Source organism: Cryptosporangium minutisporangium (assembly GCF_039536245.1).
Taxonomy (GTDB): Bacteria; Actinomycetota; Actinomycetes; order Mycobacteriales; family Cryptosporangiaceae; genus Cryptosporangium; species Cryptosporangium minutisporangium.
The window spans coordinates 1-21893 of record NZ_BAAAYN010000018.1 but is presented as its reverse complement, the minus strand read 5'-3'; the positions used below and the strand labels follow the sequence as shown (position 1 = coordinate 21893).

The following is a 21893-nucleotide window of genomic DNA, read 5'->3' as shown; positions in this document are numbered from 1 at the left end:
CTCCTCGGTCGCTGGAGCTCTCTGCGACGCGCACTCCGGAGGACGCCGCATGACCCGCCCTCTTCCGGTCGGCACGAGCCGGCTGGCGCGGCTCGGATTCCGCGACCCCGGCCGCGCGGCGGAGCTGCTCGGCCCCGACGGGCTGGGCTGGTGGAGCCCGGCAACGTCCACACCGGCCGGTCCGGACGGCGAAACGCTGATCACCGCCGTGGCCGGTGCCGCCGACCCGGACCTGGCGGTACTGACGCTGCACCGGCTCGACGCCGCCCAGAAGGAGCCGACCGCGCTGGCCACGGCGCTCCGGTCGGACCTCGGGTTCCGGCGCCGGCTGCTGGGGGTGCTCGGCGCGTCCGCCGCGCTCGGTGACCACCTGTGCGCGTTCCCGGACGAGTGGCAGGCACTGGTGACCGGCGTGTGGGAGCCTTCCTCGCCCTCTCCGGAGCGCCTCCGGAAGATTCTTCTCGACGCCGTTGGCGCACCGACCGACGCCGGGGAAACCTGGGGCAGCGGCGGGGTGAAGGCTCGGGGGTCCGAGCCGGACGTCATCGCTGACCTGCGGCTGGTCTACCGTCGCTGCCTGCTGCGGACCGTCGCCAGGGATCTGAGCGACGCCGGGCCGGCCGGTCGCTCCGACGTCGCGGTGATCGCCACCGAGCTCGCCGACCTCGCCGAGGCGACGGTGCGGGCCGCGCTCGCGGTGGCCGCTGCCGGGCTGCCGGACGACGCACCCGCGGTGCGGCTCGGCGTCATCGGGATGGGCAAGTGCGGGGGCCGGGAGCTCAACTACCTCAGCGACGTCGACGTGGTGTTCGTGGCCGAGCCGGGCGCTCCGGGCGAGGAGCTCCCGGACAACGACAACCCGGGGCCGGCGCTCCGCACGGCGTCCACGCTCGCGAGCACGATGATCCGGATCTGCGCGGACGTCGCCTGGCAAGTGGACGCCGCCCTGCGCCCGGAGGGGAAGGACGGACCGCTCGTCCGCACCCTGGCCAGCCACGCCGCCTACTACAAGCAGTGGGCACGCACCTGGGAGTTCCAGGCGCTGATCAAGGCCCGCCCGATCGCCGGTGACCTGGACCTGGGCATGGCCTGGATGGGGGAGGTCACGCCGCTGGTCTGGGGCACCACCACCGGTTCATCGCGTCGGGAGGGGGCCGCCGGGCGCGAGGGGGCGGTCGCCGAGATTCGGGCGATGCGGCAGCGCGTGGAGCAGAGCCTGCCGGTCAAGGAGGCCCCCCGGGAGATCAAGCTCGGCCCCGGCGGCCTGCGCGACATCGAGTTCGCGGTGCAGCTGCTCCAGCTCGTCCACGGCCGGGGCGACGCGACGCTGCGCAGCGGCAACACGCTGGACGCGCTGCGGGCGCTGATCGACGGCGGATACGTGGGCCGCCTCGACGGCGAGGCGCTCGACTCGTCCTACCGGTTCCTCCGCACGGTCGAGCACCGGCTGCAGCTGCAGCGCCTGCGCCGCACCCACCGGCTCCCGACCGACCGCGACGAACTGCGCTGGCTCGCCGCGACGCTCGGGCACCGCGGCGGCGGCGACCCGGTGGAGGGTTTCTCCGCCGAGTGGTCCCGGCACGCGCGTGAGGTCCGGCGGCTGCACGAGAAGCTCTTCTACCGGCCGCTCCTGGAAGCCGTCGCCACGGTGTCGAACGAGGACCTGCGGATGGTCCCGGCGTCCGCCCAGGCACGGCTGGAGGCGCTCGGGTTCAGCGATCCGGCCGGCGCGCTGCGGCACGTCCAGGCGTTGACGCAGGGCGTCTCCCGGCGGGCCCACATCCAGCGGGCGCTGCTGCCGGCGATGCTCGGCCTGTTCGCCGACGCGCCGGACCCGGACGCCGGGCTGCTGGCCTACCGGCAGGTGTCCGACCGGCTCGGTGCGACGCCCTGGTTCCTCCGGCTGGTCCGGGACGAAGGGCTGGTCGCCGAGCGGCTGCCCACCCTGCTCGGCACCAGCGCCTACGTCGCGGATCTGCTCACCCACGACCCGGAAGGGCTGCGGCTCCTGGCCGAGGACGCCGAGCTGCAACCGCGCTCGCGGGACGTGCTGCACGGTGCGCTGCGGGCCGCGGCCGGACGGCACGCGCAGGCGGAGACGTCGGTGGTGGCCGCCCGGGCGCTGCGCCGCCGGGAGCTGCTGCGGACCGCGTTCGCGGACCTGCTCGGTTTCGACGACGTCTCGACGGTCGGCCGCGCGCTGACCGACGTGTCGGACGCCGTCCTGGTGGCCGCGCTGTCGGTCGCGGAACGGGCGGTCGCGGAGAACCGCGGCGGCTCGCTGCCGATGCGGCTGACGATCATCGGAATGGGGCGGCTCGGCGGCGGGGAGATGTCCTACTCGTCCGACGCCGACGTGATGTTCGTCCACGAGCCGCTGGACGGAGCCGACGAGCGGGAGGCGGCCGTGGCGGCGCGCGCCGTCGCCGAGGAGCTGCGCCGGTTGCTCAGCGCCCCGGCACCGGACCCGCCGCTGGGTATCGACGCGAACCTCCGGCCGGAGGGCAGGCAGGGGCCGCTGGTGCGCAGCCTCGCCTCCTACAGCGAGTACTACCGGCGCTGGTCGAAGCCGTGGGAGTGGCAGGCGCTGCTCCGGGCCCGGCCGGTCGCCGGTGACGAGGACCTGGGGCGGCGGTTCATCGAGCTGATCGACCCGCTGCGGTACCCGGCCGACGGCCTGGACGCGTCCGCGATCACCGAGATCCGCCGGATCAAGGCCCGGGTGGACGTGGAGCGGCTGCCGCGCGGCGCCGACCCGGCGACCCATACGAAACTCGGCCGCGGTGGGCTCGCCGACGTCGAGTGGACCGTCCAGCTGCTGCAGCTGCGCTCGGGGGCGGAGGTGCCGGGGTTGCGGACGACGCAGACCATCGCAGCGTTGGAGGCGGCGCGCGACGCCGACCTGATCACCGGGGCGGACCACGACGCGCTGGTTGCGGCGTGGGAAATGGCGGCGGAGGTGCGGAACGCGTTGATGCTCGTGCGGGGGCGTCCGTCGGACCAGTTGCCGCGGCACGGGAAGGAACTGCTCGGGATCGCGCGGGCGCTGGGCCGACCCGCCGACGCGGACACCGGCGAGTTCCTCGACGACTACCTGCGGACGATGCGGCACGGACGGCAAGCGGTGGAGCGAGTGTTCTATGCCTGACACGGTGTCGCCGGCGTCGTCGCACCGCGACGCGCCGGCATCCGACGCGGTGGAACCGGACCCGCCGGTGCGGGAACCGGACCCGGCCGAAGCGGTCGCTCCGGCCGAGGCGAGCGCTGCGGCCGAGGCGAGCGCTGCGGCCGAGAGGGCCGCTCCGGTGTCGCCCGGTTCGGAGCCGGTTCCGGCCGCGCCGGAGCAGCGGGACGCGGAGGCCGGGGATCGGGCGCCGGCCGTCGGCGACGACCCGGCGCCGGTTTCGCCTGCGGCGTCTCCGCCGGTCTCACCCGCGGCGTCCCCGCCGATCGAGGCGCCGATCGGGGGGATCGGAGGCGTGAGCCTCCGGCTGCCGATCGGCACCGAGCCACCCCCCTCGCGCGGGCGCTGGGACGGCTTCTTCGACCGCCTCCTGCCGGAGTCCCACCGCATGCCGGTGACCGTCACGTTCCTGACGTCCCTGCTGCTCGCGGTCGGCTTCCTGTCGCTCCCGCTGGCCGGAACGGATCTCTCCGCCCAGGTCGCCCGCGGCCACTTCTTCGACGAGCACGGCTTCGTCCCGATCGACTTCCGCTGGTACGGCGGCGTCTACCCGTTCGGCTACAGCGCGTTCACCGGGCCGGCGAACGCGGTCTTCGGCTCCCGCGGCGTGGGCGCGATCTCGGTCGTCGTCTCGGCGGTGGCGTTCGCCTGGCTGCTCGCCCAGGTCGGCGCCCGGCGTCCGCTGACGGCCGGCGTCCTGGGCGCCGTCACCGGCGTGTTCAACCTGGTCAGTGGCCGGACGACGTTCGCGATGGGCATCGCGCTCGGGATGCTCGCGCTCTGCGTCGTCGCCGCTTCGGTGCACCGGTACCGGCCGCCGTACGTGCACTCGAGGCACTGGATCCGCAACCTTTTCCGATCCCGCGCGAGCTGGTGGGAACTCCTGCTGGCCGGCTCCCTGGCTGCGGCGAGCACCGCGGCAAGCCCGGTCGCCGGTCTGTTCGTCGGGCTGTGCGGCGCCGCACTGCTGCTCTCCGGCGTCGTCACCGAGGGCCTCGTGCTGGGCATCGGCGCGGCGATCGCGATGACCGTCCCGACGTTCGTCTTCCACGACGGTGGCGTCCAGCCGTTCAGCGAAGAGTCGATGAAGGTCTGCGTCGCCGCGTGCCTCGCGGTCGTCCTGCTGGTGCCGCGCCGCGGCTATCAGGCGGTGCGGATCGCAGCCGCGCTGTCGGCGATCGGCGCCGCGCTCACGTACTACACGGACAACCCGGTCGGCAGCAACGTCGTCCGGCTGTCGATGCTGTTCGCGGCCCCGGTCGTGGTCGCGATCTCCACCCTCGACCGACGTTTCCTGGTCGGCGTCGTCGCGATGCTCTGCTGGTGGCAGCCGCCGCTGATCGGCAGCGACCTCGCCTACGCGGGGACGCGCGAAGCAACTCGGCTGTACTACCAGCCGCTGATCGACCAGCTGAAGGCGCGTGGTCCGTTGGGCCGCGTCGAGGTCGTGCCGCTCCGCGACCACTGGGAGTCGACGTACGTCGCGGACGCCGTACCGATCGCTCGCGGCTGGGAGCGGCAGGTGGACGTCGACCGCAACCCGCTCTTCTACGACGACACGCTGACGCCGACGACCTACCTCTCCTGGCTCCACGAGAACGCGGTCAGCTACGTGGCGGTGCCCCGGGACACCCGGCTGGACCCGGCCGGCCGCGCGGAAGCCGCGCTGATCGAGGCGGACCTCGCCTTCCTGCGCAAGGAGTGGGAGAGCAGCGACTGGTCGCTCTACCGCGTCGTGGGCGGGCCGTCGGTGGTTCCGTACCCGGCGCGGTTGGAGTCCTCCGGCGCCACCGGTGTCCGCTTCACCAGCCCGGTCGCGACCGATCTCACCGTGCGCGTGCGCTGGTCGCCGTGGCTGACGCTCCGCGGGCCGCAGGGCTGCATCGAGCCGGACGGCACCTGGGTCAAGGTGCGGCTCCAGCGTGGCGGTACGTACTTCCTGACCGGGACGTTCGACCGGCCTTGGCGCTCCCGCTGCTAGCCCGGCGGTCGGTGGTCAGCCGGCCAACGCCGTGCGCCCGGCCCGGGACGCGGTGAGCTGCTCCACGGCGTGGACCTGCGCGAGCACCGTCGCAGAGCCGGTGGCCTCGCCGATCGCCCGGCTCTGCGCGGCGGCCCGTAGCGCCTGGTCGGTCGCGCCGGCTCGGGCGGACGCCTCGGCGAGCCAGCCGAGGACCAGCCCGCGGTTGCGCCGGTAGACCGGGGCCAGACCGGTCAGCGCCGCCCGGAGCAGCAGCGCCGCTTCGCCGGGGGTGTCGAACCGGAGCGCGCACGCCCCCCGGTGGGCCAGCACCCACGCCCGGGTGCAGTGGCCGCCGTACCCGGCCCGGCCGTCGCCGGCGGTCTCGCGCGCGTCGGCGATCGGTGCCGCCCGGTCGAGCAACCCTTCGCAGCGGCGCCGGTCACCGCGCATCGAGTAGGCCCACGCCTGCTGGACGCGGAGCGCCGCCGCCAGCGGTGGGTCCACGTCCGCCCCGGAGCGCCGTGCCGCCCGCACGAGCGAGAGGGCGCCCGCGGCGTCGCCCTCGGCGGCCCGCAGCTGGCTCCGCCGGTGCAGCACCCACGCGAGCGCGCTGTTGTCGCCGCTCTCGTGGGCCCAGTCCAGCGCGCGGTCGGCCCAGACCGCCGCGTCGTCGAGGTGCCCGGTGTCCTGGTGCAGCCACGCGGCCGTCTCGGCGTACCGGACGGCGAGGCCGAGCAGCGCGAGGCGGGGCGCCCCGACGGCGTCCCGGAGCAGGACCGTCAGCGTCGAGAGGTGCTCCAGGGCGATCGGCAGGGCGGTCTGCGGCCCCAGCAGGTTGTCGGTGCGGACGAGCAGGTGCCAGTGCTGCCGGAGGTGCTCGATCGCCTCCGTGCGCGGGATCGGATCGAGCTGGCCGACCGGCGCGGCGGCCTTCCCGGCGCTGCGGCTGTCCGTCGCGGACACGCGGCGACGGGAGGTGGCCGCGGCGAGCGACCGGCGCGTCGTCTCGAGGGTGCCACCGGTGCGAAGCACGGCGTCGCAGCGGCGGTAGAACTCGGCGCTGCGGACGTCACCCGTCTCGGCGTTGGCGATCGTCGACCGGCTGTACCCCACCCGCCGGGCGAGCTGCTGCTGGGTGAGGCCCGCGCGGGTGCGGTGCTGTCGGAGCGCCGACGCCAACCGTTGGGCGTCGGTGACCGCCGATACCCGGTCCGACCGATCCATTCGCGTCTCCCTCCCCGGCGAATCCGCCCGGCTCCCGGCCGTGGTGGCCGGTCGGTGCCCGCGGACGTCCGGACCTGGCCCGGTCTTGTCCGGCTGTCCGTCCGGTGTCCGGCATCCTAGAAGCGCTGTCGGACATTTCCCCGGACCGACTTTTCTGCCTCCACGAACGCCGGAACCGCCGGCGTCCGACGGGGGAGGATCTCCGATGGCCGAGCGCAACCCGTGGTTCGACCCCACTCCGGTACGCGCGTCGCGGCCGGCTCCGCCGTCGGGGCGATCCGGATCCGCCGTCGAGGATCCGCCGTCGCCGTGGCGCGTCCGGCCCCATCCGCGGACCCGATGGCTGCTGCTCCGCGAGGAGGTGCCGATCGCCGAGCTCGGAGTGCTGAGCACCGGTGAGTGGTGGATCTGCCCGCTCGGAGAGGCGCTGCCCTGGGCCGAGACGTACGGCTCGCGCGGCGCGGCGGTCCGCGCGGTGCTGGTCTGGTGGCTGCACACCCACCCGTTCGGGGACGGATGAGCCCGGACGAGCGGCTCGGCTTTTTGCTCGCCCCGGCCGGGTGGCGCCGGTACTGTGGCGTGGTCCGAGTCCGTGGACGAGTCGAGGAGGTGAGACCCATCAACGTTCTGTTCGGCTGGGTGCTCTCCTCCGATTGTCGTTCGGTCACCCTGCGGTAGCGGTGACCGCGAGAGCGCCCTTCCAGGTGAAAGGCCCTCGCATGTCGGCTTACTCGCTGTACCCCTCGGAGTCGGTCATCATCGATCGGCTGCGCGACGCCGGGTGCGTCTTCGCAGAGGACGAAGCCCAGTTGCTCATCGCGGCGTCGCCGTCGCCCGCGGAGCTGGCCGCCATGGTCGACCAGCGCGTCGCCGGTCTACCGCTCGAACACGTCCTCGGGTGGGCGGAGTTCTGCGGCCACCGGATCACCGTCGACCCCGGTGTGTTCGTCCCCCGGCGCCGGACCGAGCTCCTCGTCCGGCAGGCCGCGGCGCTGACCCCGCGCGGAGCCACCGTGGTGGACCTGTGCTGTGGCTCGGGCGCGCTCGGCGTCGTCCTGGCGGCCGGCCGGGACGACGTCGAACTGCACGCGGTCGACATCGATCCGGCCGCCGTCCGCTCCGCGCGGCGCAACGCCGGTCCGGTCGGCGGACGGGTGTACCAGGGCGACCTCTACGAACCGCTGCCGCCGACGCTGCGCGGGCGGATCGACGTCCTGCTCGCCAACGCACCGTACGTACCCACCGAGGCGATCCGGCTCCTCCCACCGGAGGCTCGGGTCCACGAGCACCGGGTGGCGCTCGACGGCGGAGCCGACGGTCTCGACGTGCTGCGCCGGGTCGTCGTGGAGGCGCCGCACTGGCTGGCGCCCGGCGGGAGCCTGCTGGTCGAGACCAGCGAGCGTCAGGGCCCGGCGCTCGCGGCGTTCGTCGCGGTGGCCGGCCTGGACTGCCGGACGGTGGCCGCGGACGAGGCGCACGTCGTCATCGCGACACGCCGTACTCCAGGTACAGCGTTCGTCCCTGCGCAGCGGCGGCGTACGCGCTCGTGAGCCGGGCCGTCATCCGCGGAATGGTGAATCCGTCGAGGTCGGCGAGCGGCACGTAGCGGTACTCGGACAGCTCGGACTCCTGGAGGCGGATCGCGGCGTGCTCGGCGTCAGTGAGCCGGGCCGCCGCGAAAACGAACAGGTACTTGTCGCCAGTGACCGGGTGCGGTGCCCAGTCGACGACGAGCAGGTCGCCGATCGCGGCGCGCAGGCCCAGCTCCTCCTCCACCTCGCGCAGACAGGCGTCCCGTGGACTCTCCCCGGCTTCGATCATGCCGCCGGGAATCTCCCAGTGGTCTTTGTACGTGGGTCGGACCAGCATCACCCGGTCCTGGCCGTCCAGGAACAGCGCGCCGGCTGCAGCCGTCGCGCGCGTCAGCGTCGTCACGCACCGACCCTAGAAGGTGCACGCACCGTCGATCTGTCCCGTGGTCGGCGGCGAGGCCGGAACGTCGAAGGCCGCCGACCCCCGCTGCTTCGCAGTGAAGCAGCGGCGGCCGGCGGCCCGGCGACGTCCTGACGAGGACTTCAGTCCTGCGTTACCGCAGGTCAGAGGAGCTCGATCGATCAGATGTCGTAGTACAGCGCGAACTCGTGCGGGGTCGGGCGCAGACGCACCGGGTCGACCTCGTTGCTCCGCTTGTAGTCGATCCAGGTCGAGATGAGGTCCGGCGTGAAGACGCCGCCCTCGAGCAGGTAGTCGTGGTCGACCTCGAGGCGGTCGAGCACCTCGGGGAGCGAGCCCGGCACCTGCGCGACCTCGGCCAGCTCGTCCGGCGGGAGCTCGTAGAGGTCCTTGTCGACCGGCGTCGGCGGCTCGATCTTGTTCTTGATGCCGTCGAGACCGGCCATCAGCATCGCGGAGAACGCGAGGTACGGGTTGGCCGACGGGTCCGGCACGCGGAACTCGATCCGCTTCGCCTTCGGGCTGCTCACGATCGGGATACGCGTGCAGGCCGACCGGTTGCGCTGCGAGTAGACCAGGTTCACCGGGGCCTCGTAGCCCGGCACCAGCCGGCGGTACGAGTTGACGGTCGGGTTGGTGAACGCGAGCAGCGACGGGGCGTGCTTGAGCAGACCACCGATGTACCAGCGCGCCGTGTCCGAGAGACCGGCGTAGCCGACCTCGTCGTACATGAGCGGGTTGCCGTCCTTCCAGAGGCTCTGGTGGGTGTGCATACCCGAGCCGTTGTCACCGAAGAGCGGCTTCGGCATGAAGGTGACGGTCTTACCGGCGGCCCACGCGGTGTTCTTGATGATGTACTTGAACAGCATCAGGTTGTCGGCCGAGTGCAGCAGCGTCGAGAACTTGTAGTTGATCTCGGCCTGGCCGCCGGTGCCGACCTCGTGGTGACCGCGCTCGACGGTGAGGCCCGCCTGCATCAGGTTGGTGACCATCAGGTCACGCAGGTCGGCGAAGTGGTCGACCGGCGGGACCGGGAAGTACCCGCCCTTGTAGCCGGTCTTGTAACCCCGGTTGCCGCCCTCTTCCTCACGGCCGCTGTTCCACGCGCCCTCGATCGAGTCCACGTAGTAGAACGAGCTGTGCTGGTTCGTGTCGAACCGGATCGAGTCGAAGATGTAGAACTCCGCCTCGGCACCGAAGTAGGCGGTGTCGGCGATGCCGCTGCTGGCCAGGTACTGCTCGGCCTTCTTCGCGACGTTCCGCGGGTCACGCGAGTAGGCCTCGCGGGTGAACGGGTCGGCGATGAAGAAGTTCAGGGCGACCGTCTTCTGGGCGCGGAACGGATCGATGAAGGCCGTCGACACGTCCGGCGTGAGCAGCATGTCCGACTCGTGGATCGCCTGGAAGCCACGGATCGACGACCCGTCGAACGCGAGACCCTCTTCGAGGATGTCGGTGTCGAACGTCTCGACCGGGATCGTGAAGTGCTGCATGACACCCGGGAGGTCACAGAACCGGACGTCCACGAAGCGAACGCCCTCGTCCTGGATGTACCGGATCAGTTCGTCGGGCTGGGAAAACATCCGTCCTCCGTCAGTGTGGGTCGCTGGCCACAACGTAGGAAGCGCCCGTTGCCTGCCAATGTCCCATCAGTTTCGCGGATGTTAACCAGGGTGACGGTACGAAGGCGGGAGCGCCCATTTTCGGACAGCTTAGGACGAAGCAGCGACCGTGCGTAGCCCAGCGGGGCTCTGTCGTACCGAACCTTCCCACGCTGGGAGTTCGCGCGTGCACGGGCCCGGTGTGCGCGGTACCGCGCGGGGCCTAGGCTCGTGGGTGTGAGCGAGGACAGCCGTCGATCCGACCCGTCGCGTGGCGGCCCGGCCGCCGTCGGGGTCCCGTCCGACCTGCCCACTGCGTCATTCGGACGCCGGGCCGCGGCGTTTCTCGTCGACGGCGTGCTGTGCGCCATGGTCGCCGGGCTGTTCACCTACCCGGACCCGCCGGGGGGCTGGAGCACGCTGGTGTTCCTGGTGGCCTACACGCTGTTCGTCGGGCTCTTCGCGGAGTCGCCGGGGATGCGGCTGCTCAAGCTGCGGTGCGAGGGTGTGGCCGACGGCCGCCCGATCGGTCTGTTCCGGGCACTGCTGCGCACGCTGCTGATCATCCTGCTCATCCCGGCGCTGCTCACCACCGCCGACGGCCGCCGCTGGCACGACAAGATCGCCGGCTCGACAGTGGTGGCGGCCCGCCCAGAACGACGCTGACAGGCGAGCGCGAGGCCTTGAGACCACCCAAAGGGCCGACGCGCTCGAGACCAGCGTCCAGGAACAGCTCGAGGGCGCCGAGACGATCGCGGAGGCGCAGGCGGAGGCGGCCGCCCGGCTGCGGGCATCCGCCCCGGTCTACGCGGACGCGCTGACCGGCGGCGCTCCGGCTCCGGCCGCCGTGCCCGCTCTCCCACCGCTTCCAGCGAACCGCGGATTGCCGAGAAGTCGACGCCTGCACGGGCGCACGGACGTTGGCTTCTCGGCAAACGACGGGAACCCGCGCCTGTCGGCGCGGGCACATTGTTACCTTCCTCTGTACATCTGTTGCTTGGCGCCCTTCATGGCGCGGGAGCTCTTCGGCATCGGGCCCTTGGGGATCGGGGGGCGGGCGCCGCCCAGCCCCTGCAGGCGCTGCGCCACCTGGCTCACCTGGCCCGGCGTCAGGCTCTTCGGCAGCTTCTGCAGGTGCGACTGGAGCTTGCGGATCGGAACCTTGTCCTCGTCCTCGCCCACCAGCACGTCGTGGATCGGCACGTCGGTGAGCACCCGGCTGACCCGCTTGCGCTCGGTGTTGAGCAGCTGCTTCACCCGGTGGGGTGCGCCTTCGCCGAGCAGGATCACACCGGGCCGCCCGACGACCCGGTGGATGACGTCCTGCTGCTGGCTCACCTGCACGGCCGGCGTGAACTTCCAGTTCCGCTGGTTCCGGTTACCCGGCATCGACTCCAGCACCGCCAGCGCGGCTCCGGGCTGGCCCTCCACCTGCGCGTAAGTGGCCTTCTGGACCCGTCGGCTGAATACGATCAGCGCGGCGAGGACGGCGATCAGCACCGCGAGCGGGATGATCACCCACAGCCCGGTGAACCACGCGACGCCGATGCCGATGAGCAGTGGCACCAGGAACGCCACGAGCATCAGCGGAACGATCAGACGATCGTGCCCCCGAACGAACTTGAATACCTGGACGATCTGCCGAAGTCGCTGCCGAAAGCCGACTTTCTCGGGGGTGGTGGAGGCCATAAGTCAAGTCTAGAGCGCCTCGAGCCGCATGGAACCGTGAGCCTGCAGTTCAGCGCGTGGGACGCGCGCCCCGGTTCACGTGGTGAGTGGCCGCCGACGTCACCGCGAAAGCGGTGGCGGCTTCCCGGCGGTCACGGGCACGACGGTTGTCCTCGCTCATCGCGGCCCAGGCGTTACGACGCGCGGTGCGCTGTCCTCCCTCAGGAAGGAGCGCGATCGCGGACGTGAACAGCTGGCGCAGCGGCTCGACGGGAGTCACAGGCACCTCCTGCTTACTGTAAGTAGTAGGGCGTTTGCGGTCCGCACACATCACTATGCCGGACCGTGATGTCCGATGTGTGTCCTCCGGATAACTGATCCGGGACAGGCGACACCTAACGGTGGTCGCTGAACAGTGCTAACTGATCGCAGCGGCCGGTACCGATGCGGCCGAGCGGGCCTCGATCGCCTGCTGGTAGAGGCGGCCGGCGCGGTACGAGGAGCGCACCAGCGGCCCGGAGAGCACCCCGGCGAAGCCGATCCGCTCGGCCTCCTCACGGAACGTGACGAACTCCTCCGGCTTCACCCAGCGGGAGACCGGGTGGTGCCGCGGTGAGGGGCGGAGGTACTGGGTGATCGTCACCAGGTCGCAGCCGGCCTCGTGCAGGTCGCGCAGCGCCTCGGTGACCTCCTCCGGCTCCTCGCCCATGCCCAGGATCAGGTTGGACTTCGTGACCAGACCGGCCGCGCGGGCCTGGCGGATGACGTCCAGTGACCGCTCGTAACGGAAACCGGGACGGATCCGCTTGAAGATCCGCGGCACGGTCTCGATGTTGTGGGCGAGCACCTCGGGGGCGGCGTCGAAGACCTCCGCCAGCAGTTCGGGGCGCGCGTTGAAGTCGGGGATCAGCAGTTCGACGCCGGTGCCCTGACCCAGCCCGTGGATCTGCCGCACGGTCTCGGCGTAGAGCCACGCGCCACCGTCCGCGAGGTCGTCGCGGGCGACGCCGGTGATCGTCGCGTAGCGCAGGCCCATCGTCGCGACGCTCTCCGCGACCCGCCGCGGTTCGTCCCGGTCGAGCGCGGCGGGCTTGCCGGTGTCGATCTGGCAGAAGTCGCAGCGCCGGGTGCACTGGTCGCCGCCGATCAGGAACGTGGCTTCGCGGTCTTCCCAGCATTCGTAGATGTTGGGGCAGCCGGCCTCTTCGCACACGGTGTGCAGGCCCTCGCGCTTCACCAGGCCTTTGAGCTCGGTGTACTCGGGGCCCATCTTGGCCGTCACGCGGATCCAGGGTGGCTTGCGCTCGATCGGGGTCTCCGCATTGCGGGCCTCCAACCGAAGCAGTTTGCGTCCTTCGGGCTGCACCGTCGTCACGTTCATTGAGCCTACGCCGGTTCCGCGGACATGCCCGCCGCGTCGCGGAACGGGGATTTGGTCGGACGCCGTCCGGTGGAAGTTGTTACCGGCCTGTCAGTGCGGATTGCCGCTGTTGGCTGGGGCGCAATGATACTTACGAACCGACTTGTCCGGATCTTCTGACCTCGCTAGCGTGCGGGCGCCCCACCCGAGGTGTCGAAGCTCACCCGAAGGGACTCCCGCCGTGCGCTTATCCGCTCTGTTACTCGCCTTGCTGGTGGCGTGCGGCGTGCTCGCGCCGGTCGCCAGAGCCGACGAGAAATTCAGTGTCCGGTTCGTCGATCTCGCCGGGCAGGACGGCGTCAAGCTCGGCGCGAACGTGGTGACGCCGACGACGGCGGGGCCGCACCCGCTCGTCGTCCTTCCGGGGTCGTGGGGTGGCGGCAACACCCAGAACCTGCTCTGGTCGACCGAGCTGGCGAAGCGCGGCTTCATCGCGGTCAACTACGCGACTCGGGGCGCGGGCGACTCCGGCGGCACCGTCGACTTCGCCGGGCCGGACGACGTCCGGGACGTGCGGGCGGTGGTCGACTGGGCGCTCGCGCACACCGACGCCGACCCGGCGCGGATCGGGCTGGCCGGGATCTCCTACGCCGGTCCGATCATGCTCAACGCGGCCGCCGTCGACCCGCGGATCAAGGCGGTGGTGATGACCAGCGGACTGGTCGACATCGAGGAGATGCTGATCCGGCAGGAGACGCGGTACGGGATGCTCGCGCTCGGTTTCCGGCTGACCGCCGCGGTCACCGCCCGCACCGCGCCGGACTTCACCACGAAGCTCGACGACTTCTTCGCGAACCGGAACATGGACGAACTGCGTGCCTGGGCCCGGGAGCGGTCGCCGGTCACCCGGCTCGACGCGCTCAACCGCAACGGCACCGCGGTGTTCATGGCCCACGCCTGGAACGACTCGGTCGCGCGGAACGGGCAGATCATGCGGTTCTACGACCGGCTCACCGGTCCGAAGCAGTTGGGGCTCTACCCCGGCGACCACGTCAGCCCGGAGGCCGGCGGTGTGCTGACGCTGCCCAACGAGGTGTTCGATTCGGTCTATCGGTGGCTGGAGGCCCACGTCGCCGGGGAGCCGGAGCAGCCGGACGCGCCGATCCGGTTGCGTCCGCGGACGCCGAATCGCGCCGGCCCGGTGGAGACCTACCGGTCGACCGCGGAGTTCGAGGCGCCGGCGACCCGGTACGGACTCGGCGCGCCCGGCAGCCCGCTGGCGCCGGGGACCGCACCGGCCTGGCAGGCGAGTGTGACCGCCGATCCGACGACGTCCGACGCGGGCATCACGATGGGGACCTCGACGCTGGAAGCCCTGACCGGGCGTCCGCCGACCGTGTGGCTGCCCGGGGTGGACCGGCGCCGGGCGCTGGTCTGGCAGTCGGCGCCGCTGACCGGGCCGGCTCGGTTACGGGGAACGGTGGCGATGCACCTCACGGTGGTCCCGGATGATGCGGTCGGGACCGTCTTCGGCTACCTCTACGCGGTCGACGGCGGCGGCACCGGTGAGCTGATCAACCATGCGCCGTTCACGTGGACCGGTGCGACGCCCGGCCGCCCGCTCCGCCTCGACGTCGCGTTCGACCCGATGGCGTTCGACGTTCCGGCCGGGCGTCGCCTGGCTCTCGTGGTGGACGCCCGGGACCTGATGTACCTGGACGAGAACACTGCGGGAGAGCGGCTGCGGTTCGCCGGACCGTCGTGGCTGGACCTGCCGCTCAGTCGAGCGTGATCTCCAGGCCGATCTGGCCGGGTCGGGCGATGCCGATCACCCGGCCGATCGCGGCACCCAGCCGGGACATCCGGAACTGCCAGCCGTACTTGGCCGTCATCGCGGCGTTCAGTGCGGGGGTTTCGTCCTTACGCATGATGCGGGCGTGAGCGGCGACCGGTTCGCCGAGCAGCGAGCCTCCGCGGTCACACGGGGCGACCGTCGCGACCGGAGTGTGCCGGAGCCGCTTGACCTTGCCCGACTCGGCGCCGGTCCAGATCAACAGCCGACCGTCGCGCGGTGCGGCCCAGACCGGCGTCGGGATCGCACTGCCGTTCCGGCGGTAGGTGGTGAGGCTCAGGAAAGGCTCGGAGGCCAATGCGTCGAACGTGTCCGACGGGGCGCCGCTGTCCGGGAGTGGTGTGCCGTCCATGTGGGACATCTGGCCACCTCCGGTGGGGCGGATACGACCGGGTCTGCCTACCACGGAAGTGGTCGTCCTGTCGGCCCCTACCCCGGAACCGATTTCCCAAACGTCAGGTGCGGTCGGGGCCGCCGGCGAGGGTGGGTAGGCGCGGCTCCACCAGGTCGACGACGTCGTCGACGGTCACCCTCCGGCCCAACTCGGCGGTGAGCGACGTGACGCCCGCGTCCTGGATGCCACAGGGGACGATGCGTCCGAACGCGGCCAGGTCCGGATTGCAGTTGAGAGCGAAGCCGTGCATGGTGACCCGGCGGCTGACCCGGACGCCGATCGCGGCGATCTTCCGGTCCGGGCCCCGATGATCGGCCGGTACCCAGACGCCGCTGCGGCCTTCGACCCGGGTGGTCGCGAGGCCGAACTCGGCACAGACCTCGATCAGCAGGCCTTCGATCCGCCGCACGTACGCGACCACGTCCAGCGGCCGGGGCAGCTGGACGATCGGGTAGCCGACCAGCTGGCCGGGGCCGTGCCAGGTGATCTTGCCGCCGCGGTCCACGTCGACGACGGGCGTGCCGTCGAACGGACGCTCCCCGTCCTCGGTGCGACGGCCTGCGGTGTAGACGTCGGGATGCTGCAGGAGCAGGACCGTGTCCGGGATTTCGCCGGCGACCCGGGCGGCGTGCAGACGACGCTGCTCGTCCCACGCGTCCCGGTATTCGGTCAGGCCGGGCAGCCGCCGGACGTCGGTCGGTGCCGTCGGGACCAGCATCTCGGTCATGCTGCCGAGCCTACGCCGGGGCGGCGGGCGCGACCGTGCGCCAGGTCACGTCCTCACTCACGGCGCTCACCGCACCATCGGAGGCGGGCAACGATAGCGTCGCTGACGGCCTTGGATCTTGAGTCCGCGGAGGACGCCGGATGAGCAACGCCCGCCGGCGCTGGCTGCTGCCCGCGCTGCTGGTTCTCGGTTGGTTGGTCGTCGGTGGGGTGTTCGGGCCGTACCAGGGCAAGCTGTCCGAGGTCCAGAAGAACGACAACGCCGCGTTCCTGCCCAGCAGCGCGGAGGCCACCGAGGTCGCCGAGCTCCAGGAACGTTTCGTGGACGAGCCGACGGTCCCGGCGATCGTCGTCTATCTGCACCGCGGTGGCCTGACCCTCGACGACGCCCGCACGATCCAGGGCGACATCGCGAAGATCCGGGCGGCGAACCTCGCGGTGGGGGAGATTTCGCCGATCATCCCGTCCCGCGACGGTGAGGCCGCTCAGGTCATCGTGCCGCTCGCCGGCGCCGATGGAGACGTCACCGAGCGCGAAGTCTCGGCGCTCCGCGAGATCGTGCAGCGTCCGGGGCCGCTCACCGCGCACGTCGCCGGGCCGTCCGGCATCATCGCCGACTTCTTCGAGGTGTTCGGTGCGATCGACGGCCTGCTGATCGGCGTCACCGCGCTCGTCGTCGCCGTGATCCTGGTCGTGGTGTACCGCAGCCCGATCCTGCCGGTCATCGTGCTGACCACGGTCGGGTTGGCACTCGGCCTCTCGGCCGGCGTCGTCTACACGCTCACGAAGAACGGGACGCTCGACCTCAACGGTCAGTCGCAGGGCATCCTGTCGGTGTTGGTGTTCGGTGCCACCACCGACTACGCGCTGCTGCTGATCGCCCGTGTGCGGGAGGAGTTCGGCCGGCACGCCCGCCGCTGGGACGCCGTCCGCGCGGCCTACCGGGGCGCGTTCGAGCCGATCGTCGCCTCCGGGGGCACCGTCATCGCGGGCCTGCTGTGCCTACTCTTCTCCGATCTGGCGTCCAACCGCAGCCTCGGGCCGATCGGCGCGATCGGCATCGTCGCGGCGTTGCTCGCCTCGCTCACGTTCCTGCCCGCGGTCCTGGTCCTGGTCGGACGGGCGGCTTTCTGGCCGTTCCAGCCGCGGTACGGGTCGGACAGGGAGCTCCGGCACGGCATCTGGGAGCGGGTGGCGCGGATGGTCGACCGGCGCCACCGCCGGATCTGGATCACCACGATGGTGGTGCTGCTGATCGCCGCCGCGTTCGCGCCGACGTTCCGAGCCAGCGGCGTCACCCAGACCGACGCGTTCCTCGAACGGGTGGACTCGGTGCGGGGCGAGGAGATCCTGCAGGGATACTTCCCGGCCGGGTTCGCCACGCCGGTGATCGTGATCGGCCGGGCGGACGCGCTGCAACCGATGATCACGGCGGCGAACACCGTCGACGGCGTCGAGGCGGTCACGCCGTTCACCGGCGCGCTGGAGTTCGATCCGAACGCCCCGGCGAAGGCGCCGAAGGTCGTCGACGGCCTGGTCGAGATCGACGTGACCCTGGCGGACGCCGCGGACAGCCCGACAGCGATCCGCGCGCTCCGCGAACTCCGGGACGTCATGCACGACGTGCCGGGCGCCGACGCCAAGGTCGGCGGGTACACCGCGACGCTGCTGGACACCCAGGACACGACCAGCCGCGATCTGCGGACGATCGTCCCGATCGTGCTCGCGGTGATCTTCGTGATCCTCGCCCTGCTGCTCCGTGCGCTGGTCGCGCCGGTGATGCTGATCGCGACCGTCGTGCTCTCGTTCGGCGCGACGCTCGGCGTCGCCGCGCTCGTGTTCGAGCACCTGTTCGGGTTCCCGGGGTCGGACCCGGTGGTGCCGCTGTTCGCGTTCGTGTTCCTCGTCGCGCTGGGGATCGACTACAACATCTTCCTGATGACGCGGGTCCGCGAGGAGTCGCTCCGGCACGGCACCCGGGCGGGGACGCTCACCGGCCTCCGGGTCACCGGCGGCGTGATCACGTCGGCCGGTGTCGTGCTGGCCGCGACGTTCGCCGCGCTCTCGGTGCTACCGATCCTGTTCCTCGCGCAGATGGCGTTCCTGGTCGCGTTCGGCGTGTTGCTCGACACGCTGGTGGTGCGGTCGCTGCTGGTGCCGGCCGCGACGCTGGAGCTGGGGCGGCGGAGCTGGTGGCCCAGCCGCGCCGCCCGAATCGTGGACGAAGTCTCAGTGCAGGACGCCCGACCACCCGTGGCTGCGGGCGATCGCGCCGAGCGTTGAGTCGTCCAACGCGCTCAACGCGTCGGAGTCGTTGCCGAGCTGAGCGGCGACCGCCGTCGCCAGGTCACCGGCCCGGTACGGCGCCAGCTCGAGCAGGTCGAGCGCGATCCGCCACCAGCCAGGATCGGCGTCCACCGCGAGCGGACCACCACAGCGGTACCAGGCGGCCAGGCCCTCGATCAGGTCGGCGCCGAGACCGTCCGGATCGGTGAGGCGGGCGACCGCGGCGACCGTGCGGGCCGCACCGCCGTCCCACCCGTCGAGGTGGCGGAGGACCAGCGGGTGCAGCGAGTGGTCGCCGAGGGCGCCGGCCGCCTCCACCTCGAGCAGCCAGACGTCGGATCGGCACAGGGCGGCCCGGACCGCGGGCAGCGCGCGTGGGTCGCGCCGACGGGCCAGTCCGATCAGCGCTTCCCGGCGCGCCTCGCCGTGCCGGTCGGCGAGCCGAGCGGCCAGCGCTTCGCGGACCGTCGGGCCGTCGATCTCGTCCATCTGCGTACCGAGGCCGAAGCAGGCCCAGTTGCGGACGTCACCGTTCGGGTCAGCCGTGAGGCTGATCAGTGCGTCGACCGCCAGCGGTGCGAAGGGAGCGTTGATCTCCATCGCGGCCAAGTGCGGCAGGGCACGGGCCACCGCCGTGCGCACTGCGGGGGCGTCGTGGTCGACGAGCCCCAAGACAGGCCCGAACGCCGCGACCTCTCCGGCGGCCGCGTCGACGGCGCCCGCGAGGTCGTCCGGCTCCGAGGTCGGGTCCCCGGCGAGTGTGGTGAGGTCCATGCGATTCACCGTCCCCCGAACGCGAACGCCTTACACCGAAACGATCGCACCGTCGGCGTCGAGAAGAGACTACGGCGCGCCGTGCCGTTCGCCTCCAACTCATGTGGCTGCTTGTGGACAACTACGTTTGTGAGCCGCGGGATGTCCGGAACGCTCGGGTATGGCCCCGATGGTCTGAATGCGGCTGTGGACAGCCGCGGCGGCGCCACTCCGCGACGGCCTAGCGTCCTCGGGCCATGGACGGAATCTCACTCGCCGAGGTGCTCGCGCGGGTCGACCGGGTGCGGTGTGGCGAGGCGGTCGCGGTGTTCGCGCCACTCGCCGACGCGCTGGCGGCCGCGCACGCCGCCGGCGGTACCCACGGAGTCGTCCGGGCCGACACGGTTCTGCTCGCGCCCGACGGCATCCCGTACTTCGACGCGGTCACGGCGCCGGGAACGCCTCCGGACGACGTCCGCGACCTCGCCGTGCTCCTGGTGGCCGCGCTGCTGGGGGAGTGCGGTGCGGACGACTGGGCCGAGCGTGCCTTCGCGCTCGGCGTGCCGGCCGGGCTGGTGACGGTGCTGGCCGGTGCGCTCGCGATCGAGCCCCAGCGGCGTCCCACCGCAGCCGAGGTCGCCACCGCACTCCGGAAGACGTGCGATCCGATCCCGCTCGACCGGCTGCTCGGAACGGACGGCGTCAGCGCAGCGCGTACCGCAGTGCCGACGCAGGCGTCGGATCGGTGAAGGTGAAGCCGTGGTCCAGCAGCACCCCCGGGACCGCTCGCAGCCCTCTCAGTACGCCCTCGTCGGCGAAGTCGGCCAGCGCGATCCGCAGCGCGAACGCCGGCACCTTCAGCACGGTGGGGCGGTGGAGCTGGCGGCCGAACTCGGCCGTGAACTCCGCGTTGGTCACCGGCTCCGGCGTGGTCAGATTCACCGGGCCGGAGATGCTCTCGGTAACGATCAGGAATTGGATCGCGGCGACCACGTCGCGCAGCGAGACAACCGGCCAGTACTGGCGTCCGGTGCCCAGTGGGCCGCCCAGGCCGAGTTTGAACAGCGGCTTCAGCCGACCGAGCAGGCCGCCCGACGGGGAGAGCACCAAACTGGTCCGCAGATGCACGACCCGTACGCCGGCTTCGGCGGCCGGTGCCGTCGACCCTTCCCACGCGCGGCAGAGGTCGGCGAGGAACGTGTTGCCGGGCGGTGCGTCCTCCCGGATCTCCCGGTCGCCGGTGTCTCCGTAGTAGTCGATGCCGGACGCCGAGATCAACGTACGCGGTGGTTTGTCGGCGCGCGCGGCGGCGGTGGCGATCGTGGTGGTGCCGTCGACCCGGCTGTCGATCAGCGTCGCCTTGTACCCCGAGGTCCAGCGTCGGTCGCCGACCCCGGCGCCGGCCAGGTGCACCACCGCGTCGGCGCCGGAGAGCACGTCCGGGTCGAGGCGCCCGCCGGCCGGATCCCAGCGCTGCTCGTCGGGGCGGGTCGGCTCGCGGCGCACCAGCCGGGTCACCTCGTGCCCGTCCAGCCGCAGCGCGTCGACGAGGGCCGACCCGATCAGGCCGCTGGCACCGCTCACCACGATCCGCATGGGTCGATCCTCTCCCGCCGGCCCGGCCCGCGCGACTCGGACGCGCGGCGCGGCCGGGCAATCGGGGGTCGACGCCCACCGGACACGGCACCGGCCCGCCCCTGACGGGACGGGCCGGTGCCGGTGTCGGGCCGGATGGCTCCGGGCTGGCTCAGGCCAGGCCGAGCTCACCCTCGAACGCGCCACCCTCCAGGCGCTCCTTGATCGCCGTGAGGAACCGTGCGGCGTCCGCGCCATCGACGATCCGGTGGTCGTAGGAGAGCGCCAGGTACACCATCGACCGCGGCGCGATGACCTCGCCGAGGTTCGGGTCGTTGATCACGACCGCGCGCTTCACCACGGCGCCGGTGCCGAGGATCGCCGAGTTCGGCTGGAAGATGATCGGCGTGTCGAAGAGCGCGCCCCGGCTGCCGGTGTTGGTCAGCGTGAACGTGGCGCCGGCCAGCTCGTCCGGGCTGACCTTGTTGTTCCGCGTCCGGTCGGCGAGGTCGGCGATCTTCCGGGCCATCCCGGCCAGGTTCAGGTCACCGGCGTCCCGCACGGTCGCCACCAGCAGGCCGCGCTCGGTGTCGACTGCGATGCCGAGGTGCTCGGCGTCCGGGTAGGTGACGGTGCCCTCGTCCAGGTTGAGGATCGAGTTCACCTGCGGGTACTGCTGCAGCGCCTCGACGGCGGCGACCGCGAAGAACGGCAGGAACGACAGCTTCACGCCGTGGCGGGCCTGGAAGTCGGCCTTGGCACGCTGCCGCAGTTGGGCGATCTTCGTGACGTCCACCTCGACCACGGTGGTCAGCTGCGCCGCCACCTGCAGCGACTCGTGCATCCGCTGCGCGATCACCTTGCGCAGGCGGCTCAGCTTCTCGGTACGACCACGCAGCGGCGACGGCTGGGCCGGCGCCTTCGGGGCGGCTGGCGCGCCGCCCGACGCGGCGGCCGGAGCCGGTGCCGCGGCGGCGGCCTTCTTGGCCTCGGCGGCGTCGAGGATGTCCTGCTTGCGGATCCGGCCACCGACGCCGGTGCCCTTGACGCTGTTCAGGTCGATGCCGTGCTCGTTCGCGAGCTTGCGCACCAGCGGCGTCACGTAGGCGCCCTGGCCGTTCTCGGACGACTCGGCGGCCGGAGCGCTCGGGGCCGACGCGGCCGGCGCCGGCGTGGACGTCGCCGCGGCGCGGGCCGGAGCCTCGGACTCCTCGGCCGGCGGGTTCTGCGGTTCGACCGACTGCGGCTCGGGCTTCGGCTCCGACTTCGGCTCGGGCTGCGCCGCGGGCTCGGGCTGCGACGGCGCCGACTGCGGGGCGGCCCCGGAGGCCCCGATCACGCCGAGCTCGCCGCC

19 protein-coding genes are annotated in these 21893 nt (G+C 72.1%); 8 read left to right on the top strand and 11 right to left on the bottom strand.

Annotation, left to right across the window (positions count from 1 at the left end; all coding sequences use genetic code 11):
- The first annotated feature begins 49 nt into the window (after positions 1–49).
- The gene (locus ABEB28_RS14865) at positions 50–3148 is read left to right on the top strand and encodes a bifunctional [glutamine synthetase] adenylyltransferase/[glutamine synthetase]-adenylyl-L-tyrosine phosphorylase (RefSeq protein ID WP_345728673.1); all 3099 of its coding nucleotides are present in this window, start codon (positions 50–52) and stop codon (positions 3146–3148) included.
- On the top strand, positions 3141–5165 hold the full coding sequence (locus tag ABEB28_RS14860; RefSeq protein WP_345728672.1) for a hypothetical protein: 2025 nt from the start codon (positions 3141–3143) through the stop codon (positions 5163–5165). Before ABEB28_RS14865 ends, ABEB28_RS14860 begins: the two co-directional genes overlap by 8 nt.
- 15 nt (positions 5166–5180) lie before the next feature.
- Here the strand turns inward: ABEB28_RS14860 and ABEB28_RS14855 are convergent, their stop codons facing one another.
- Positions 5181–6371, bottom strand: a complete 1191-nt coding sequence (locus tag ABEB28_RS14855; RefSeq protein WP_345728671.1) for an NsdA family TPR-like regulatory protein — start codon at positions 6369–6371, stop codon at positions 5181–5183.
- A gap of 205 nt (positions 6372–6576) precedes the next feature.
- On the opposite strand from ABEB28_RS14855, the gene ABEB28_RS14850 reads away from it, so the two are divergent.
- The gene (locus tag ABEB28_RS14850; RefSeq protein WP_345728670.1) at positions 6577–6891 is read left to right on the top strand and encodes a hypothetical protein; all 315 of its coding nucleotides are present in this window, start codon (positions 6577–6579) and stop codon (positions 6889–6891) included.
- Positions 6892–7090: 199 nt separating this feature from the next.
- Positions 7091–7921 (top strand): putative protein N(5)-glutamine methyltransferase, encoded by an 831-nt coding sequence (locus ABEB28_RS14845; protein WP_345728669.1) that lies wholly within the window; start codon positions 7091–7093, stop codon positions 7919–7921.
- Here the strand turns inward: ABEB28_RS14845 and ABEB28_RS14840 are convergent.
- Both ABEB28_RS14840 and glnA read right to left on the bottom strand, forming a co-directional pair.
- The gene (locus ABEB28_RS14840) at positions 7854–8306 is read right to left on the bottom strand and encodes an NUDIX domain-containing protein (RefSeq protein ID WP_345728668.1); all 453 of its coding nucleotides are present in this window, start codon (positions 8304–8306) and stop codon (positions 7854–7856) included. The two genes, ABEB28_RS14845 and ABEB28_RS14840, sit on opposite strands and share 68 nt — an antisense overlap.
- Before the next feature lie 179 nt (positions 8307–8485).
- Positions 8486–9907, bottom strand: coding sequence for a type I glutamate--ammonia ligase (gene glnA, locus ABEB28_RS14835; protein WP_345728667.1), 1422 nt, complete (start codon positions 9905–9907; stop codon positions 8486–8488).
- A gap of 255 nt (positions 9908–10162) precedes the next feature.
- Here glnA and ABEB28_RS14830 point away from each other — a divergent pair, with 255 nt between their 5' ends.
- A complete protein-coding gene (locus ABEB28_RS14830) occupies positions 10163–10591 on the top strand; it encodes an RDD family protein (RefSeq protein ID WP_345728666.1) in 429 nt (142 codons plus the stop codon).
- Between the two features lie 306 nt (positions 10592–10897).
- On the opposite strand, the gene ABEB28_RS14825 is transcribed toward ABEB28_RS14830, so the two are convergent.
- From ABEB28_RS14825 to lipA, 3 genes are all read right to left on the bottom strand, one after another.
- The gene (locus tag ABEB28_RS14825; RefSeq protein WP_345728665.1) at positions 10898–11614 is read right to left on the bottom strand and encodes a DUF4191 domain-containing protein; all 717 of its coding nucleotides are present in this window, start codon (positions 11612–11614) and stop codon (positions 10898–10900) included.
- A 49-nt stretch (positions 11615–11663) separates the two neighbouring features.
- Positions 11664–11873 (bottom strand): hypothetical protein, encoded by a 210-nt coding sequence (locus ABEB28_RS14820; protein WP_345728664.1) that lies wholly within the window; start codon positions 11871–11873, stop codon positions 11664–11666.
- Positions 11874–12011: 138 nt separating this feature from the next.
- The gene (lipA, locus tag ABEB28_RS14815) at positions 12012–12968 is read right to left on the bottom strand and encodes a lipoyl synthase (RefSeq protein ID WP_345728663.1); all 957 of its coding nucleotides are present in this window, start codon (positions 12966–12968) and stop codon (positions 12012–12014) included.
- Positions 12969–13194: 226 nt separating this feature from the next.
- Here lipA and ABEB28_RS14810 point away from each other — a divergent pair, with 226 nt between their 5' ends.
- Entirely contained in the window at positions 13195–14745 is a 1551-nt protein-coding gene (locus ABEB28_RS14810; RefSeq protein ID WP_345728662.1) for a CocE/NonD family hydrolase, read from the top strand.
- Here ABEB28_RS14810 and ABEB28_RS14805 read toward each other — a convergent pair.
- Both ABEB28_RS14805 and lipB read right to left on the bottom strand, forming a co-directional pair.
- Entirely contained in the window at positions 14732–15166 is a 435-nt protein-coding gene (locus ABEB28_RS14805; RefSeq protein ID WP_345728661.1) for a PPOX class F420-dependent oxidoreductase, read from the bottom strand. The two genes, ABEB28_RS14810 and ABEB28_RS14805, sit on opposite strands and share 14 nt — an antisense overlap.
- Positions 15167–15260: 94 nt before the next feature.
- Positions 15261–15917 (bottom strand): lipoyl(octanoyl) transferase LipB, encoded by a 657-nt coding sequence (gene lipB, locus ABEB28_RS14800; protein ID WP_345728815.1) that lies wholly within the window; start codon positions 15915–15917, stop codon positions 15261–15263.
- A gap of 149 nt (positions 15918–16066) precedes the next feature.
- Between lipB and ABEB28_RS14795 the strand changes: the two genes are divergently transcribed.
- Complete coding sequence (locus ABEB28_RS14795) at positions 16067–18208, top strand: MMPL family transporter (protein WP_345728660.1); 2142 nt, start codon at positions 16067–16069, stop codon at positions 18206–18208.
- On the opposite strand, the gene ABEB28_RS14790 is transcribed toward ABEB28_RS14795, so the two are convergent.
- A complete protein-coding gene (locus tag ABEB28_RS14790) occupies positions 18155–18985 on the bottom strand; it encodes a HEAT repeat domain-containing protein (RefSeq protein WP_345728659.1) in 831 nt (276 codons plus the stop codon). The two genes, ABEB28_RS14795 and ABEB28_RS14790, sit on opposite strands and share 54 nt — an antisense overlap.
- Before the next feature lie 236 nt (positions 18986–19221).
- Here ABEB28_RS14790 and ABEB28_RS14785 point away from each other — a divergent pair, with 236 nt between their 5' ends.
- The gene (locus tag ABEB28_RS14785) at positions 19222–19713 is read left to right on the top strand and encodes a hypothetical protein (RefSeq protein ID WP_345728658.1); all 492 of its coding nucleotides are present in this window, start codon (positions 19222–19224) and stop codon (positions 19711–19713) included.
- Here the strand turns inward: ABEB28_RS14785 and ABEB28_RS14780 are convergent.
- Complete coding sequence (locus tag ABEB28_RS14780; RefSeq protein WP_345728657.1) at positions 19667–20560, bottom strand: TIGR01777 family oxidoreductase; 894 nt, start codon at positions 20558–20560, stop codon at positions 19667–19669. The two genes, ABEB28_RS14785 and ABEB28_RS14780, sit on opposite strands and share 47 nt — an antisense overlap.
- A gap of 151 nt (positions 20561–20711) precedes the next feature.
- The coding region (gene sucB, locus ABEB28_RS14775) for a 2-oxoglutarate dehydrogenase, E2 component, dihydrolipoamide succinyltransferase (RefSeq protein WP_345728656.1) at positions 20712–21893 on the bottom strand (1182 nt) is incomplete at its 5' end.

What these genes read in the sequence shown, in the direction of transcription:
- ABEB28_RS14780 (WP_345728657.1), bottom strand. Translation starts at nt 20,560, where the DNA reads ATGCGGATCGTGGTGAGCGGTGCCAGCGGCCTGATCGGGTCGGCCCTC.
- ABEB28_RS14795 (WP_345728660.1), top strand. Translation starts at nt 16,067, where the DNA reads ATGAGCAACGCCCGCCGGCGCTGGCTGCTGCCCGCGCTGCTGGTTCTC.
- ABEB28_RS14805 (WP_345728661.1), bottom strand. Translation starts at nt 15,166, where the DNA reads ATGTCCCACATGGACGGCACACCACTCCCGGACAGCGGCGCCCCGTCG.
- ABEB28_RS14850 (WP_345728670.1), top strand. Translation starts at nt 6,577, where the DNA reads ATGGCCGAGCGCAACCCGTGGTTCGACCCCACTCCGGTACGCGCGTCG.
- ABEB28_RS14865 (WP_345728673.1), top strand. Translation starts at nt 50, where the DNA reads ATGACCCGCCCTCTTCCGGTCGGCACGAGCCGGCTGGCGCGGCTCGGA.
- glnA (WP_345728667.1), bottom strand. Translation starts at nt 9,907, where the DNA reads ATGTTTTCCCAGCCCGACGAACTGATCCGGTACATCCAGGACGAGGGC.
- ABEB28_RS14860 (WP_345728672.1), top strand. Translation starts at nt 3,141, where the DNA reads ATGCCTGACACGGTGTCGCCGGCGTCGTCGCACCGCGACGCGCCGGCA.
- ABEB28_RS14785 (WP_345728658.1), top strand. Translation starts at nt 19,222, where the DNA reads ATGGACGGAATCTCACTCGCCGAGGTGCTCGCGCGGGTCGACCGGGTG.
- ABEB28_RS14855 (WP_345728671.1), bottom strand. Translation starts at nt 6,371, where the DNA reads ATGGATCGGTCGGACCGGGTATCGGCGGTCACCGACGCCCAACGGTTG.
- ABEB28_RS14790 (WP_345728659.1), bottom strand. Translation starts at nt 18,985, where the DNA reads ATGGACCTCACCACACTCGCCGGGGACCCGACCTCGGAGCCGGACGAC.
- ABEB28_RS14825 (WP_345728665.1), bottom strand. Translation starts at nt 11,614, where the DNA reads ATGGCCTCCACCACCCCCGAGAAAGTCGGCTTTCGGCAGCGACTTCGG.
- ABEB28_RS14845 (WP_345728669.1), top strand. Translation starts at nt 7,091, where the DNA reads ATGTCGGCTTACTCGCTGTACCCCTCGGAGTCGGTCATCATCGATCGG.
- lipB (WP_345728815.1), bottom strand. Translation starts at nt 15,917, where the DNA reads ATGCTGGTCCCGACGGCACCGACCGACGTCCGGCGGCTGCCCGGCCTG.